Annotated in this window: 16 protein-coding genes; 11 read left to right on the top strand and 5 right to left on the bottom strand. The window is 61.4% G+C overall.

Annotation, left to right across the window (positions count from 1 at the left end; genetic code table 11):
- Nucleotides 1–120: 120 nt before the first annotated feature.
- The 8 genes from KSS96_RS00440 to KSS96_RS00405 all read left to right on the top strand — a co-directional run bounded on the left by KSS96_RS00440 (nt 121) and on the right by KSS96_RS00405 (nt 8,240).
- Nucleotides 121–2,154, top strand: a complete 2,034-nt coding sequence (locus tag KSS96_RS00440) for an ABC transporter permease subunit (RefSeq protein ID WP_175404221.1) — start codon at nt 121–123, stop codon at nt 2,152–2,154.
- A gap of 15 nt (nt 2,155–2,169) precedes the next feature.
- A complete protein-coding gene (pstA, locus tag KSS96_RS00435; RefSeq protein WP_017528600.1) occupies nt 2,170–3,840 on the top strand; it encodes a phosphate ABC transporter permease PstA in 1,671 nt (556 codons plus the stop codon).
- Nucleotides 3,841–3,958: 118 nt separating this feature from the next.
- Nucleotides 3,959–4,792, top strand: coding sequence for a phosphate ABC transporter ATP-binding protein PstB (gene pstB, locus KSS96_RS00430; RefSeq protein WP_017528599.1), 834 nt, complete (start codon nt 3,959–3,961; stop codon nt 4,790–4,792).
- A 70-nt stretch (nt 4,793–4,862) separates the two neighbouring features.
- Complete coding sequence (phoU, locus tag KSS96_RS00425; protein ID WP_017528598.1) at nt 4,863–5,624, top strand: phosphate signaling complex protein PhoU; 762 nt, start codon at nt 4,863–4,865, stop codon at nt 5,622–5,624.
- Between the two features lie 166 nt (nt 5,625–5,790).
- Nucleotides 5,791–6,699, top strand: coding sequence for a response regulator (locus KSS96_RS00420; protein WP_017528597.1), 909 nt, complete (start codon nt 5,791–5,793; stop codon nt 6,697–6,699).
- Between the two features lie 187 nt (nt 6,700–6,886).
- Entirely contained in the window at nt 6,887–7,210 is a 324-nt protein-coding gene (locus KSS96_RS00415; RefSeq protein ID WP_065879236.1) for a type II toxin-antitoxin system RelE/ParE family toxin, read from the top strand.
- 3 nt (nt 7,211–7,213) lie between these two features.
- Entirely contained in the window at nt 7,214–7,513 is a 300-nt protein-coding gene (locus KSS96_RS00410) for a helix-turn-helix domain-containing protein (RefSeq protein ID WP_135196223.1), read from the top strand.
- A 55-nt stretch (nt 7,514–7,568) separates the two neighbouring features.
- Nucleotides 7,569–8,240 carry a M23 family metallopeptidase gene (locus KSS96_RS00405; RefSeq protein ID WP_068936561.1) on the top strand — a complete coding sequence of 224 codons (672 nt, stop codon included), beginning with the start codon at nt 7,569–7,571 and terminating at the stop codon, nt 8,238–8,240.
- A gap of 3 nt (nt 8,241–8,243) precedes the next feature.
- Here KSS96_RS00405 and KSS96_RS00400 read toward each other — a convergent pair whose 3' ends face one another.
- The 3 genes from KSS96_RS00400 to phoB all read right to left on the bottom strand — a co-directional run bounded on the left by KSS96_RS00400 (nt 8,244) and on the right by phoB (nt 11,856).
- Complete coding sequence (locus KSS96_RS00400; RefSeq protein WP_017528593.1) at nt 8,244–9,584, bottom strand: hemolysin family protein; 1,341 nt, start codon at nt 9,582–9,584, stop codon at nt 8,244–8,246.
- A gap of 201 nt (nt 9,585–9,785) precedes the next feature.
- Nucleotides 9,786–11,072: a phosphate regulon sensor histidine kinase PhoR gene (phoR, locus tag KSS96_RS00395; protein ID WP_241665008.1), complete on the bottom strand. Its 1,287-nt coding sequence runs from the start codon at nt 11,070–11,072 to the stop codon at nt 9,786–9,788.
- Nucleotides 11,073–11,166: 94 nt separating this feature from the next.
- On the bottom strand, nt 11,167–11,856 hold the full coding sequence (gene phoB, locus KSS96_RS00390; protein ID WP_003176964.1) for a phosphate regulon transcriptional regulator PhoB: 690 nt from the start codon (nt 11,854–11,856) through the stop codon (nt 11,167–11,169).
- A gap of 155 nt (nt 11,857–12,011) precedes the next feature.
- Here phoB and KSS96_RS00385 point away from each other — a divergent pair, with 155 nt between their 5' ends.
- Nucleotides 12,012–12,389 carry a COG4315 family predicted lipoprotein gene (locus KSS96_RS00385; RefSeq protein ID WP_017528591.1) on the top strand — a complete coding sequence of 126 codons (378 nt, stop codon included), beginning with the start codon at nt 12,012–12,014 and terminating at the stop codon, nt 12,387–12,389.
- Nucleotides 12,390–12,501: 112 nt separating this feature from the next.
- Here KSS96_RS00385 and ubiA read toward each other — a convergent pair whose 3' ends face one another.
- Nucleotides 12,502–13,392, bottom strand: coding sequence for a 4-hydroxybenzoate octaprenyltransferase (gene ubiA / locus KSS96_RS00380; protein WP_017528590.1), 891 nt, complete (start codon nt 13,390–13,392; stop codon nt 12,502–12,504).
- Nucleotides 13,392–13,955, bottom strand: coding sequence for a chorismate--pyruvate lyase family protein (locus KSS96_RS00375; RefSeq protein ID WP_017528589.1), 564 nt, complete (start codon nt 13,953–13,955; stop codon nt 13,392–13,394). The genes ubiA and KSS96_RS00375 overlap by 1 nt, the downstream gene beginning before the upstream one ends.
- A 196-nt stretch (nt 13,956–14,151) precedes the next feature.
- Between KSS96_RS00375 and KSS96_RS00370 the strand changes: the two genes are divergently transcribed.
- Nucleotides 14,152–14,319 carry a rubredoxin gene (locus KSS96_RS00370; RefSeq protein WP_017528588.1) on the top strand — a complete coding sequence of 56 codons (168 nt, stop codon included), beginning with the start codon at nt 14,152–14,154 and terminating at the stop codon, nt 14,317–14,319.
- Nucleotides 14,320–14,356: 37 nt separating this feature from the next.
- The gene (locus tag KSS96_RS00365; RefSeq protein WP_065879240.1) at nt 14,357–15,505 is read left to right on the top strand and encodes an NAD(P)/FAD-dependent oxidoreductase; all 1,149 of its coding nucleotides are present in this window, start codon (nt 14,357–14,359) and stop codon (nt 15,503–15,505) included.
- Nucleotides 15,506–15,679: the final 174 nt, after the last annotated feature.

Below are 15,679 nucleotides of genomic sequence, written 5' to 3'. Positions count from 1 at the left end.
GTGGGCGGCCTTGCCGTCCTCGGCGCTATCACCCTGATCTTCTTCTTCCTCGCCTACGTGGTCGCGCCGCTGTTCCAAGGGGCCTCGTTGACCAAGGAAGACGCGCTCACCCCGGCCTGGATCCAGGATGCCGGCAAGCCGTTGATGATCTCCCTCGAAGAACAGAACCAGGTCGCCATGCGGGTTTCCGACAAGGGCCAGGCGCTGTTCTTTGACATCGACACCGGCGCCGAACTCAAGCGCGTCGACCTGCCGCTGCCGGCCGGTAGCCGCGTGGCGTCCATCGGGGAAGACCAGCCGGGCAGCCCGCTGGTCATCCTCGGTTTGTCCAATGGCCAGTCGCTGGTGTTCCGCCACACCTACAAGGTGTCCTACCCGGACGGCAAGAAGACCATCACCCCGGCGATTGAATACCCCTACGGTGAAACGCCGATTGTGCTGGATGAGGCCGGTCGTCCGTTGGAGCACGTAGCGCTCAATGCCACCGACACCTCCCTGGTGGTGGCCGGTTCGGCGGGTTCGTACCTGAACGTGCTGACCCTGAGCCGCGAAGAAAACATGATGACTGGTGAAGTCACCAGCGAGCAGAAGCGTGTCGAGCTGCCGCAAATGACCGAGCCGGTAAAGGCGATCTTCATCGACCCGCGCCAGCAGTGGTTGTATGTGGTCAACGGCCGAGCCCTGGCCGACGTATTCAGCCTGCGCGACAAGAGCCTCAACGGTCGCTACAAACTGTTGGAAGACGGCAGCGCTGAAATCACCGCCAGCACCCAGCTGGTGGGCGGTATCTCGCTGATCGTCGGTAACTCCAAAGGTGGCCTGGCCCAATGGTTCATGGCCCGTGACCCGGATGGCGAACAGCGCCTGAAGCAGATTCGCACGTTCCAGATGGGCACTGCGCCAATCGTCGAAATCACCGCTGAAGAGCGCCGCAAAGGCTTCACCGCCCTCGATGCCTCCGGCAAATTCGGCGTGTTTCACAGCACCGCCCACCGCACCTTGCTGGTAGACCCGGTGGTCGATGGCCAGGGCGTGTTCGGCCTGTCGCCACGGGCCAACCGTGTGATCGTGGAAGCCGGTGGCAAGCTGCAACCGCTGCTGCTCGACAACCCGCACCCGGAAGTGTCGTGGAGCGCGCTGTGGAGCAAGGTCTGGTACGAAAACTACGACGAGCCTAAGTACGTCTGGCAGTCGACCGCCGCCAACACCGACTTCGAACCCAAAATGAGCCTGGCCCCGCTGACCTTCGGTACCTTGAAGGCCGCGTTCTACGCCATGCTGCTGGCTGCGCCGCTGGCGGTTGCCGCCGCGATCTACACCGCTTACTTCATGGCTCCGAGCCTGCGCCGCAAGGTCAAGCCGGTGATCGAGCTGATGGAAGCCATGCCGACCGTGATCCTGGGCTTCTTCGCCGGCCTGTTCCTGGCGCCGTATGTGGAAGGGCATTTACCCGGGATATTCAGCCTGCTGATGCTGTTGCCGATTGGCATCCTGGTCGCCGGTTTCGCGTTCAGCCGCCTGCCTGAATCCCTGCGCCTGCGCGTTCCCGATGGCTGGGAAAGTGCGATCCTGATCCCGGTGATCCTGTTTGTGGGCTGGCTTTCGCTGTACATGAGCCCGTACCTGGAAACCTGGTTCTTCGGCGGTGACATGCGCATGTGGATCTCCCACGACCTGGGCATCACCTACGACCAGCGCAACGCCCTGGTCGTGGGCCTGGCCATGGGCTTTGCGGTGATCCCGAACATCTACTCCATCGCCGAAGACGCCGTGTTCAGCGTGCCGCGCGGCCTGACCCTGGGCTCCCTGGCCCTGGGCGCCACGCCGTGGCAGACCATGACTCGCGTGGTGATCCTGACCGCCAGCCCGGGCATCTTCTCCGCGCTGATGATCGGCATGGGCCGCGCCGTGGGCGAGACCATGATCGTGCTGATGGCCACCGGTAACACACCGGTGATGGAGATGAACCTGTTCGAAGGCCTGCGCACTCTGGCGGCCAACGTCGCGGTGGAAATGCCCGAGTCGGAAGTGGGCGGCAGTCATTACCGCGTGCTGTTCCTCTCGGCGCTGGTGCTGCTGCTGTTCACCTTCATCATGAACACCCTCGCCGAGCTGATTCGTCAGCGTCTGCGCAAGAAATACTCGTCGCTTTAAGAAAGGTAGAAGTCTGTGAAACAGAACTCCCTGAATGGATGGTTCAAGAGCGGCGCCCCAGGCGTCTGGATCAGCGGTGGCGCGGTGGCCATCGCGGTCATCATGACTATTGGTTTGCTGGCTGTGATTGCGGTGCGTGGTTTGGGCCACTTCTGGCCGGCTGACCTGATCCAGGCCAACTACAACGTACCGGGCCAGGAAAACCATATCGTCATCGGCGAAGTGGTGCAGAAGGAAGAAGTGCCGCGCGAGCGCCTCAAAAGCGCGGGCCTGCCCGTGCCGGACCAAGGTCCGGAATTCATGACGCGTGAGCTGATCAAGGTCGGCAACCGCGACCTGAACGGCAACGACTTCACATGGATTGTCGGCGAATGGTTGAAGGACCAGACCAAGCCTGTGCAGTTGATGGCCATCGAGCGTCGTGAGTGGGGCAACTTCTACGGCACCCTGGTCAACGTCAAGCAGGATGGCAAGGTCATTGCTGAAGGCGAGGCCGCGTGGCCGGAGCTGCAAGCCCGGGTCGAGCGCGTCAACAAGCTGGCCGCGCAGCTCAAGAGCCTGGAAAAAACCGATATCGGCGCGATCAACGCCGGCCTGGAACGCATCCGCCTGCACGGTCGCAAACTGGAACTGGAAGGCAAGCTCGACGCCGCTGCCCAGGCCGATATGGATGCCGACCGTGCTGAGCTGAACGCGCGCTACCAGGACATCGAAGCACGCCTGGCCGACCTGCACGCCCAGTTCAACCGCGACGCGCTGACCGCCCGTGACGGCAACGGCAAGGAAGTGGAAATCGGCATCGGCAAAGTGGTGCACGCTTACCAGCCGAACGCCATGGGCACGATGACTAAGATCGGCTTCTACTTCAGCAAGGTCTGGGAATTTTTGAGCGATGACCCACGGGAAGCCAACACTGAAGGCGGGATTTTCCCGGCCATCTTCGGCACCGTGATGATGACCCTGATCATGGCGATGATCGTGACACCGTTTGGTGTACTGGCTGCGGTGTATCTGCGTGAATACGCCAAGCAGAACACCCTGACCCGCATCATCCGTATTGCCGTGAACAACCTGGCCGGCGTACCGGCCATCGTCTACGGCGTGTTCGGCCTGGGCTTCTTCGTGTATGTATTGGGTGGCTCGGTTGACCGCCTGTTCTTCGCCGAAGCCCTGCCGGCGCCGACTTTCGGTACCCCGGGCCTGCTCTGGGCGTCGCTGACCCTGGCGCTGCTGGCGGTGCCGGTGGTGATCGTGGCCACCGAAGAAGGCCTGGCGCGGATTCCTCGCACCGTACGTGAAGGTTCGCTGGCGCTGGGCGCGACCAAGGCGGAAACGCTGTGGAAGATCGTGCTGCCGATGGCCAGCCCGGCCATGATGACCGGCATGATCCTCGCCGTGGCCCGTGCCGCCGGTGAAGTGGCGCCGCTGATGCTGGTAGGCGTGGTGAAACTGGCCCCGTCGCTGCCGCTGGACGGCAACTACCCGTACCTGCACCTGGACCAGAAGATCATGCACCTGGGCTTCCATATCTATGACGTCGGCTTCCAGAGCCCCAACGTCGAAGCCGCACGACCGCTGGTCTATGCCACCGCGTTGTTGCTGGTACTGGTGATCGCCACGCTCAACCTGTCGGCGGTGTGGATTCGTAACCACCTGCGCGAAAAATACAAAGCGCTGGACAGTTAATTGGACCCCATGTGGGAGGGAGCAAGCCCCCTCCCGCACGGGGCCGCGTAATACGCAGAATTTGAGTCAACCGCTGCGGCGGTTTCACACAATGAATTGGTAGCACAGGGAGCATCCCATGCAACACGAAACCCATTCCCACGGCATCAACATGTCTGCCCTGGGTCGCGACAAGCAGAGCCTGAGCCTGGCCGAAGAAACCGTGGCCATCGAAGTACCGGGCCTGAGCCTGTACTACGGTGAAAAACAGGCGCTGTTCGACGTCAGCATGAATATCCCCAAGCAGCGCGTGACCGCGTTTATCGGCCCGTCGGGCTGCGGTAAATCCACGCTGCTGCGCACCTTCAACCGCATGAACGACCTGGTGGACGGTTGCCGCGTGGACGGCGCCATCAACCTCTACGGCACTAACATCTACCGCAAGGGCGAAGACGTGGCCGAGCTGCGTCGCCGGGTGGGCATGGTGTTCCAGAAGCCGAACCCGTTCCCCAAGACCATCTACGAAAACGTGGTCTATGGCCTGCGCATCCAGGGCATCAACAAAAAGCGCATTCTCGATGAAGCCGTCGAGTGGGCCCTTAAAGGCGCGGCGCTGTGGGATGAGGTCAAGGACCGCCTGCACGAATCGGCCCTTGGCCTGTCCGGCGGCCAGCAGCAGCGTCTGGTCATCGCCCGTACCATCGCGGTAGAGCCGGAAGTATTGCTGCTCGACGAACCCTGCTCGGCGCTGGACCCGATCTCAACCCTGAAAGTCGAAGAGCTGATCTACGAGCTCAAGTCCAAGTTCACCATCGTCATCGTGACCCACAACATGCAACAAGCAGCGCGGGTTTCCGACTACACCGCGTTCATGTACATGGGCAAACTGGTGGAATTCGGCGATACCGATACCCTGTTCACCAATCCGGCGAAGAAGCAGACCGAAGACTACATCACCGGTCGCTACGGCTAGGAAGCTGTGGTTCTGATTGCACTGACGCTGCGGTTCTCCGCACCTTACCGGACGCTCCAAGGACGCCAACATGATTAGCAAAGAAGGCCTTACCCATCACATCTCCGCGCAGTTCAACGCCGAGCTTGAGGAAGTGCGCAGCCACCTCCTGGCGATGGGCGGGCTGGTGGAGAAGCAAGTCAACGATGCGGTCACCGCGCTGATCGAGGCCGATTCGGGCCTGGCCCAGCAAGTGCGTGAGATCGATGACCAGATCAACCAGATGGAACGCAACATCGACGAAGAATGCCTGCGCATTCTCGCCCGTCGCCAGCCGGCGGCCTCGGATTTGCGTTTGATCATCAGCATCTCCAAGTCGGTGATCGACCTGGAGCGCATCGGCGACGAAGCCACCAAGATCGCCCGCCGCGCCATCCAGCTGTGCGAAGAGGGCGAGGCGCCGCGCGGCTACGTAGAGGTGCGTCACATCGGCGACCAGGTGCGCAACATGGTGCGCGATGCCCTCGACGCGTTTGCGCGCTTCGACGCCGATTTGGCGCTGTCGGTGGCGCAGTACGACAAGGTCATCGACCGCGAGTACAAGACCGCCCTGCGTGAGCTGGCCACCTACATGATGGAAGACCCGCGCTCTATCTCAAGGGTCTTGAGCATTATCTGGGTGCTGCGCTCGCTGGAGCGGATCGGCGACCACGCGCGCAATATCTCGGAACTGGTGATCTACCTGGTGCGCGGCACCGACGTACGGCACATGGGCCTCAAGCGCATGAAGGCTGAAGTTGAAGGTTCGGCCGATCAAACCCCTAATGTTCCGGGCGAACCTGACGATAAGTAAGTTGCCCGAGAAATTAACGCCCGGCCTTTGGTCGGGCGTTTTCGTTTGTGGCACCTTAATTTTTGCGAATCGGGTAAAAGAAATTCCGAACGTGACTGCAGAGTTTTGGCAAAATGCCATCAGTCAGGCGTTTTGCGTGCCGAAGTATTTATAGGATGAAGGGTCGATGAGTAAAGTCAGTGTATTGGTGGTGGATGACGCCTCGTTTATCCGCGACCTGGTGAAGAAGTGCCTGCGCAACTACTTCCCCGGGATCAAGCTTGAAGATGCGGTGAATGGCAAGAAGGCCCAGACCATCCTGATGCGCGAGTCTTTCGACCTGGTGCTGTGCGACTGGGAAATGCCGGAGATGTCCGGCCTGGAGCTGTTGACCTGGTGCCGCGAGCAGCCGCACCTCAAGGCCATGCCGTTCGTGATGGTGACCAGCCGTGGCGACAAAGAGAACGTGGTCCAGGCCATCCAGGCCGGGGTTTCCGGTTACGTCAGCAAGCCGTTCACCAACGAGCAACTGCTGAACAAGGTCAAGCAGGCCCTGCACAAGGTTGGCCGTCTCGACGCGCTGGTCGCCAGCGCACCGACCAAGATGAACTCGGCGTTCGGCAACGATTCCCTGAGCGCCCTGACCGGCGGCAAGCCTGAGGCCGTGCGTTCGGCCCCGGTTGCGGCGGTGGCTTCGGCCCCGAGCAAAGGCCTGCTCAACAGCCCACCGGTTCAAGCGCCAGCTGCCGCGCCGGCTGCCGGCCGTGGCCAGGGCCAGTTGCGCCTGTCCAGCGGCACCCAGCAATGCGTGATCAAGGCATTGAGTATCAAGGAAGCGCTGCTGGTGGTGCGTCGCGGCGACGTGTTGCCCCAGGTACTGGAAAGCGCCGTGCTCGATCTGGAACAAGGCGACAACGCCGAAGTGGCGCGCCTCAACGGCTACCTGCACGCAATCGTCGCCTTCGAACCCAAACCCGACAGCGATTGGCTGCAACTGACCTTCCGGTTTATCGACCAGGACGCGCAGAAACTCGACTACATCTCCCGCCTGATCGCACGGGGCACCGCGCAGAAGCATTTTGTGCCGGGTGCGTAAGCGCCTGAATATCGGAAATCGACCGGCTGTCTGATTCCCCATTTCTGGTTTGATTTATATCTGTTTCGATATAGTCTCTCGATAACGCTTCAGCGTTATCGAGCCTTTGCTATGCCTTGAAACAAACGTCCACCGCTTATGCCCGAATCGTCGATTAGGCTTTTTCTTTCCAGGAAAGGAGAGGCCAATGCCAAGGCACAAGGACGTAGTGTTTTTAGGAAGCTCGCTCAAGGATCTCAAAGCGTTCCCGCTCGATGCCCGTAGGGCCGTGGGTTTTCAGTTGGACCTCTTGCAGCAGGGCGAACAGCCTTGTGATTGCAAGCCGATGAGAACCATGGGGCGGGGCGTCAGTGAGATTAGAGTTACTCAGGAGTCGGGAGCGTTTCGGGTGTTCTATGTGGTCAACCGGCCTGAGGCTGTTTATGTGCTGCATGCACTGCGCAAGACCACACAGAAAACCGAAGGGCGGGATATCGAACTGGCTCGCGCCAGGTTGCAGGAGATAGGTTAAGCCATGACAAATCAAAACATTCACGGTGAACGTTTCAGCTCCGTCTGGGACGCGTTGGAAGATACCCCTCAGCAAGCCGCCAATATGCGGCTGCGTTCAAAACTGTTGTTGGAACTGTGCAAAACCATCCGCGGCTGGGGGCTTTCTCAAAAAGAAGCCGCCCACAGACTGGGTATCAGTCAGCCCCGCCTCAACGACGTACTCACCGGCAAGATCGACAAACTTTCGCTGGATGCTTTGGTCAATTTGTCGGCAGCCGCGCAGATGAACGTGGATATTTGTTTTAAGGGGCTGCCAGCATAGAGCTGTCATCCACACTTGCTAACCTGCCGCTCAGTCATTTCGGAAGGTTCACACCATGCTCCTTCGCCTTTTACTGTGCTGCGGGCTGGCCTCGGTCACTACCTCGACCTTGGCCATGACCCTCTACAAATCCACCGACGCCAATGGCGTGGTGTTTTTCAGCGACCGGCACACCCCGGGCGCTCAAGCGTTTGAGCTGCATGAGCGCCGAGTCGAGCGTGTAAGACGACCGGTGCTCGACATGCCAAAACCCCTCTACCGACCGCAAGCCTACCGTTACCCCTTACCCTGGCGCGGCGGCCCGTTCCGCCTGACCCAAGGCCCCAACGGCAGCTTCAGCCACACCGACGCCAAGAGCCGCTACGCCATGGACATTGCCATGCCCGAAGGCACGCCGATCATTGCGGCGCGCAGCGGGGTGGTGGTGAAGGTCGAGAACGAGCAGGCCGGGCGCGGCAATGATGCCTCGGGCAATTTTGTGCGGGTGCAGCACGATGATGGCACCCAAGGCGTGTACCTGCATCTCAAGCAAGGGTCGGTCAGTGTGAGGGCGGGGCAGCGCGTGGCGGTGGGGAGCCCGCTGGCATTATCGGGCAATACCGGCAACAGCAGCGGGCCGCACCTGCACTTTGTGGTGCAGCGGGCCACCGAGGCGGGGTTGGTGTCGATCCCGTATGAGTTCAACCAACCCGTCGGCGCATTGCCCAACTTTGCGTTGGGCAATTGAGGGTCAGTCCAGCAGCAGCACCTTGGCCAGCACGATTTTTGGCCCTTTCATCTTTTTGATGATGATGCGCAGGCCTTCGACTTCCAGCACTTCTTCTTCTTCTGGCACGCGCTTGAGCGTGTCGTAGATCAGCCCGGCCAGGGTTTCCGCTTCGATGTGGTCCAGATCGACACCCAACAGGCGCTCCACCTTGAACAACGGCGTATCGCCGCGTACCAGCAGCTTGCCCGGCTGGTAGGCCAGGACGCCGCGCTCGGCCTTGCGGTGTTCGTCCTGGATATCGCCCACCAACACTTCCAGCACGTCTTCCATGGTCAGGTAGCCGATGATCTTGCCGTCGGCTTCTTCCACCAGGGCGAAGTGCGCGCCGCCCTTACGGAACTGCTCCAGCAACTGCGACAACGGCATATGGCGCGACACACGCTCCAGTGGGCGGGTCAGTTCGGCCAGGTTGAACGACTCGGGGAGGTGGTCCAGGGCTGCCAGTTCCAACAGCAGGTCCTTGATGTGCAGCAGCCCCACGAACTCGTTGCGCACCGCGTCATACACCGGGTAGCGGCTGAATTTGTGGCGGCGGAACAGCGCCAGGATCTCTTTGAGCGGGGCGTTGAAGTCCAGGGTCACCAGGTCTTCCCGGGAGTTGGCCCAATCCACCACTTCCAGCTCGCCCATTTCCACCGCCGAAGCCAGTACGCGCATGCCTTGGTCGCTCGGGTCCTGGCCACGGCTGGAGTGCAGGATCAGCTTGAGTTCTTCACGGCTGTAATGGTGTTCATGGTGCGGGCCGGGCTCGCCTTGGCCGGCGATACGCAAGATAGCGTTGGCACTGGCGTTGAGCAGATAGATCGCCGGGTACATGGCCCAGTAGAACAGGTACAGCGGCACCGCCGTCCACAGCGACAACAGCTCAGGCTTGCGAATGGCCCAGGACTTGGGCGCCAGTTCGCCGACCACGATGTGCAGGTAGGAAATCACGAAGAACGCCGCAAAGAACGACACGCCCTTGATCACTTCCGGCGATTCGACGCCCACGGCGCCCAACAGCGGTTCGAGGATGTGCGCGAAGGCCGGCTCGCCGACCCAGCCCAGGCCCAGGGAGGCGAGGGTGATACCCAGCTGGCAGGCCGACAGGTAGGCGTCGAGCTGGCTGTGGACGGTGCGCAGGATCTGCCCGCGCCAGCCGTTGGTGTGGGCGATGGCTTCGACCCTGGTCGAACGCAGTTTGACCATGGCAAATTCCGCCGCAACGAAAAAGCCGTTGAGCAGTACCAGGATCAGAGCAAAAAGGATCATGCCGAAGTCGGCGAAGAGTGTGGCGAAGGTGATACCAGGGGAAGGGTCCATGATGGGGTTTTGCAGGTTCCGTGTGTCAATAAGGGATGGCGGGTGGGCCTGAAAGGCAGGCGCAAGTCGGCCAATGTAGCCGCTGATGGGGCGCTTGCCTAGTGGTTGCTGCCGGGTGGGGTGTGGAATACACCCTCCAAAACGACACAAATCCACTGTGGGAGGGGCCCCCTCCCACATTGGGTCTTGCGTTGTTTCGAGTTATTCGTCATTCCCGACGAGGCGCGCACGGGTCACCTGCGTCGCCGGGAAATGGCAGGTAAACGTACTGCCATGCCCCAGCACGCTGCTGATTTCCAGGCGCGCGCGGTGGCGCAGCAACACATGCTTGACGATCGCCAGCCCCAGCCCGGTGCCGCCGGTGTTGGAGTTGCGGCTGGAATCGACGCGGTAGAAGCGTTCGGTCAGGCGCGGCAAATGCTTGGCGTCGATACCGATGCCGGAGTCCTGCACGCTCAGGTGCGCGCCTTGAGCGTCGGCCCACCAGCGGATGCGGATAGTGCCCTTGTCCTGGGTGTATTTCACGGCATTGAACACCAGGTTGGAGAACGCACTGCGCAATTCACCCTCACTGCCCTTGAGCATCACTGCCGGGTCGGCCTCCAGGCTGATCTGTTGCCCGCGCTCGCCGGACAGGGCCTTGGCGTCATTCTTGATGGTCTGCAACAGGCTTTGCACGGCCACCGGTTGGTTGTCCGACGGGTAATCCGTGGCTTCCAGCTTGGCCAGCAACAGCAGGTCGTTGAGCAGGGTCTGCATGCGCGAACCTTGTTGCTGCATCTGTTGCAGGGCACGGCTCCAGCGCGGGTTGATCTCGTCAACGTTATCCAACAGGGTCTCCAGGTAACCGCAGATCACCGTCAATGGCGTGCGCAGCTCGTGGGAAACGTTGGCGACGAAGTCTTTGCGCATCTGTTCCAACTGGTGGATGCGGGTCACGTCGCGCACCAGCATCAGGTGTTCGTTGTTGCCGTAGCGCGTCAGGTAGAGCTGGATGCGCACGCGGTCATTGGTCGGCGAGGGGATCTCCAGGGCTTCTTCGTAGTTGTCTTGCTCGAAGTACTCCTTGAAGCGCGGGTGGCGTACCAGGTTGGTCACGGGTTGGCCGCTGTCCTGGGGCGTCTTGAGGCCCAGCAGGGTTTCGGCCGCGCGGTTCCACCATTCCAGGTTGCCGTCGCTGTCGAGCATGATCACTGCGTCCTTGAGCGCAGCGGTCGACTCCTGCACCCGATCGATCACCGCTTGCAGGCGCCCGCGCACACGTTGGTCGCGGCGTTGCAGATGGTAGATGCTGTCGAACACCTCGCCCCACAGGCCGTAGCCGTCGGGTGGCGCTTCGTCGGGTTTGTGCTGGCGCAGCCATTCATGCAGGCGCAACAGTTGCTTGAGGGTCCAGCCCAGGTACAGGCCGATGCCGATAGCCAGGCTCCACCCGTAGTAGCCACTGATCAACCCCACCAACAGGCAGCCAGTAATCAACAAAAGCATGTGACGGATCAGGGTGCCATGCCAGTTCTGGTTCACTTGAACATGCGTCCTTGTCAGCTGTTAAGTCAGGCTCTTGAGTCACGAAGCGACGGGCTCAGCCCTTGGTGGAAAAGCGATAGCCGGTGCCGCGCACGGTTTGTACCAGATTCTCATAGGCATCGCCCAAGGCTTTGCGCAGGCGGCGGATATGCACGTCCACGGTGCGCTCTTCCACGTACACGTTGCCGCCCCACACCTGGTCCAGCAACTGGCCACGGGTGTAGGCGCGCTCCTGGTGGGTCATGAAGAACTGCAGCAGGCGGTATTCGGTAGGGCCCATCTCGGCAGGCTTGCCGTCGATGGTCACGCGGTGGCTGATCGGGTCCAGCAACAGGCCGCCGACTTCGATCGGCGCTTCGCCATCCGTCGGGCCGGCACGGCGCAGTACGGCTTTGAGGCGCGCGACCAGCTCGCGTGGGGAAAAGGGCTTGGTGATGTAGTCATCGGCGCCCACTTCCAGGCCCTGGATCTTGTTGTCCTCTTCGCCCTTGGCGGTGAGCATGATGATCGGAATGTCCCCGGTCAGCTCGTCGCGCTTGAGGCGGCGGGCCAGTTCGATGCCGGAGGTGCCGGGCAGCATCCAGTCGAGCAGGATCAGGTCCGGCTTGCGGTCGACGATAATGGCATGGGCCTGCTGGGAGTTCTCCGCCTCCAGGCAGTCGTAGCCGGCCATTTCCAACGCAACGGCGATCATCTCGCGAATGGGCGCTTCGTCGTCAACAATCAGAATGCTCCTGCCAACCATGCTCAAAAATCCTCTTGTCATTTAACTGTCTTGCGCCGCATTAGATAACGGAATTATTGCAGTCGTGTGACAGTAATTTAGTCGCTCGGGCAATTCACGGCACTCTGGACTACCCTTTGGGTCCGAATCCTGACAACCACAAAAGGAAGGTTCCGATGACTTACAGCACTGTTTCCTGGAAAGCCCTGCTGCTATCGGCGGTGATGACACTGCCAGGCCTGGCGTTTGCTGCAGAGCCGGCGATGACTAAAGAGGGGATGTTGGTGGATCACAAGGGCATGACGCTCTATACCTTCGACAAAGATGCCGACGGCAAGTCGGCGTGCAAGGACCAATGCGCGACCAACTGGCCACCGCTGAAGGCTGAATCCACAGATACAAAGACGGGCGATTGGACGGTTATTACACGTGATGACCAGACCAGCCAGTGGGCTTACAAAGGCAAGCCGGTGTACACCTACAAGGACGACAAGAAGGCCGGTGACAAGACCGGTGACGGCAAGGGTGGGGTTTGGCACATCATCAAGCCATAAGCCTGCGGCGCCGCTGAATCCATCGGGGGCAAGCCCCCTCCCACATTTGAAATGCGTTCCCCTGTGGGAGGGGGCTTGCCCCCGATGAGGTCCGACCAGGCACTGCAAAACCTCAGCGAACCGCGTAATCCACCACAATCCCGACAAAAATCGCCAACCCCGCCCAGTGGTTGTGTAAAAACGCCTTGAAGCACTTCATGCGGTCCCTGTCGCGGGTATACCAGAACTCCCAGGCAAAACAGCCCGCCGCCGCCAGCAGCCCCAGGTGGAACCAGCCGCCCAGCTCAAACCGCACGCCCGCCAGCAACAGGCACACCAGCGCCAGGCCCTGCAACGTGAGGATGATCACCCGGTCGGCATCGCCGAACAGAATTGCGGTGGATTTCACGCCGATCTTCAAGTCGTCGTCGCGGTCGGTCATGGCGTAATAAGTGTCATAACCCACCGTCCACAACAGGTTGGCGATGTACAACAGCCATGCGGTGGCCGGCAGATCACCGGTTTGGGCGGTAAACGCCATCGGCATGCCCCAGGAAAACGCTGCGCCCAGCACCACCTGCGGGTAATAGGTGTAGCGCTTCATGAACGGGTAGCTTGCCGCTAGCGCCAGGCCGCCAAGGGACAGCAGGATGGTGGTGGCGTTGGTGAGCAATACCAGCAGGAAACTGATGCCCATCAGCAGCGCAAAGAACACCAGCGCCTCTTTTGAACTGATCTTGCCGCTGGCCAGCGGGCGTTGTGCCGTGCGCTTTACATGGCCGTCGACCTTGCGATCGGCCCAGTCGTTGATCACGCAGCCGCCGGCCCGGGTGAGTATCACGCCCAGCACGAAAATCACGATATTAGCCAGCGACGGCGAGCCCTTGCCGGCAATCCACAGCGCCCACAGCGTAGGCCACAGCAACAGGTAAATGCCGATGGGCTTGTCCATGCGTGTCAACTGAATAAAGTCCCAGGCCCTGGGGTTCAAGCGGTTCAAGGACTTGAGCAAGCGTTGATACATCAGCAGTTCTCCGGATGGTCATGCAGCGCCTGCCAGAAGCCCGGCAGGAAGATCTCCGCCACCAGCACGCTCAGCCCCCCACGGTCGAAGCGCGAGCGGCGGGCCCATAGTTCGTCGGCCTGGTCGGTGGTCGGCAGCCAATGCCGGGGATAACGGCACACTTCGATCGCCCGCCGGGTGAATGCGCGGTCGCAGAACAGCAACTCCCCCAGCGAACGGCTGCCCAGTTCGTCCATATGCAAGCCGTCGCCCTGCAAGGCACTGCGTGATGCGACGCTTCGGGCAAATACCCACGGCTGGCCATGCCCGCGCAAATACACTTCGCGTACCCAGCCTACCGTGGCCGGGGCAAGCTCAAGGGCGGCACACTCATCGTCCCGCAGCGGCTGCCAGCCTTCGAACAGTGGCGTCACGCTGAAGCCATCGTTTGACAGCCGCGTCAGCCGTCGCGTCAGCGAGCCTTCATCGAACAGCCAGGCAAGGGCCAAAGGCGCGGGAAGAGGGCTCAGACGGCTCTGGGTCAGCCATCGGCAAGCATCGGGAAGGGCGATTGAATGCGGCACGGTGAGTCAGTATGGGCGGCAAAAGAGGCGGCGAGCTTACCATGGCACCTTGGACTTTTGCCGGGCAGAACCGGCGCCTTGCGTCGATCAGGCTTGCATCTGGCGCCCCCGATCAGTACAAAACGCCCTGAGCCGTGCGGCAACGCTGGATCCATCGACCGCCGGCCAATCTGCCTGGACCCTGAGGAAGCAAGTAATGAAGAAGTGGCAATGTATCGTCTGTGGCCTTATTTACAACGAAGCAGACGGCTGGCCGGATGACGGAATTGCGCCAGGCACGCGCTGGGAAGATGTGCCGGCCGACTGGCTGTGCCCAGACTGCGGCGTGGGCAAGATGGATTTCGAAATGATCGAAATCGGCTGATCTGAACATTTGAGAAACGTACTACAAGGAGAATGGAATGAACGCACCTGTCGTGATCATCGGCACAGGACTGGCCGGTTACAACGTGGCCCGGGAGTTTCGCAAGCTCGACAGCGAAACCCCCTTGCTGCTGATCACCGCGGATGACGGGCGTTCCTACTCCAAGCCCATGCTCTCCACCGGCTTTGGCAAAAACAAGGAAGCCGACGGCCTGAGCATGGCTGAACCGGGCGCCATGGCCGAGCAGCTCAAGGCCCAAGTGCGCACCCACACGCGTGTCAGCGGCATTGACCCAGGCCACAAGCGCCTGTGGATCGGCGAGGAGGCGGTGGCTTACCGCGACCTGGTCCTGGCCTGGGGCGCCCAGACCGTACAGGTGCCCGTCGAGGGCGATGCGGCTGAACTGATTTTCCCGATCAACGACCTCGAAGACTATGCGCGCTTTCGCACCGCCGCAGCCGGCAAGCGCCGTGTGCTGCTGCTCGGCGCCGGCCTGATCGGCTGTGAATTCGCCAACGACCTGATGCTTGGCGGCTATGAAGTCGACCTGGTTGCACCCTGCGAGCAAGTCATGCCGACCCTGCTGCACCCGGCGGCGGCCGCGGCCGTGCAGGCCGGGCTGGAAAGCCTGGGCGCGCGTTTCCACCTAGGGCCGGTGCTCAACCGTCTGCAACGCACGGCAAACGGGCTTGAAGCCCATCTTTCGGGCGGTAAAGTGATCCCCTGCGACCTGGTGGTCTCGGCCATCGGCCTGCGACCGCGCACCGACCTGGCCGCCGCCGCCGGCCTGCAAACCAACCGCGGCATCATGGTGGACCGCCACCTCAAGACCTCCCACGCCAATATCTACGCCCTGGGCGACTGCGCCGAGGTCGACGGCTTGAACCTGCTGTATGTCATGCCCCTGATGACCTGCGCCCGCGCCCTGGCCCAGACCCTGGCCGGCAACGCCACCGCCGTCAGCTACGGCCCCATGCCCGTCACCGTGAAAACCCCGGCCTGCCCGCTGGTGGTCTCGCCCCCGCCACGCGGCACCGAGGGTGTATGGAGCGTCGAAGGCCAAGGCGCCGACATCAAGGCCCTGTGCCGCGACGCCAGTGGCCGCTTGCTGGGTTATGCGCTGACCGGCGCGGCCGTGATGGAAAAACTGGCCCTCAATAAAGAACTTCCGCCGTTGTTGGCGTAAATACCGGTCGTTCTGTCGGAATAAGCATGTTTTTCACCTCAGAAAGGTCGCCGCGAGACTGGCGCGGCGTCCGGCGGCATGCCATCCTCATTCCCGTCTGCCGCAGAGTAGAGCCTGCGGCGCTTTGGGCGCCGCTCCGTCAGAGAGTGGCACGGACATAACAACAAAAAACCG

The sequence above is a fragment of the Pseudomonas asgharzadehiana genome, assembly GCF_019139815.1.
Lineage (GTDB): Bacteria > Pseudomonadota > Gammaproteobacteria > Pseudomonadales > Pseudomonadaceae > Aquipseudomonas > Aquipseudomonas asgharzadehiana.
Note: the sequence above shows the minus strand (reverse complement) of the source record. Positions and strands in the feature narration are given on the sequence as shown.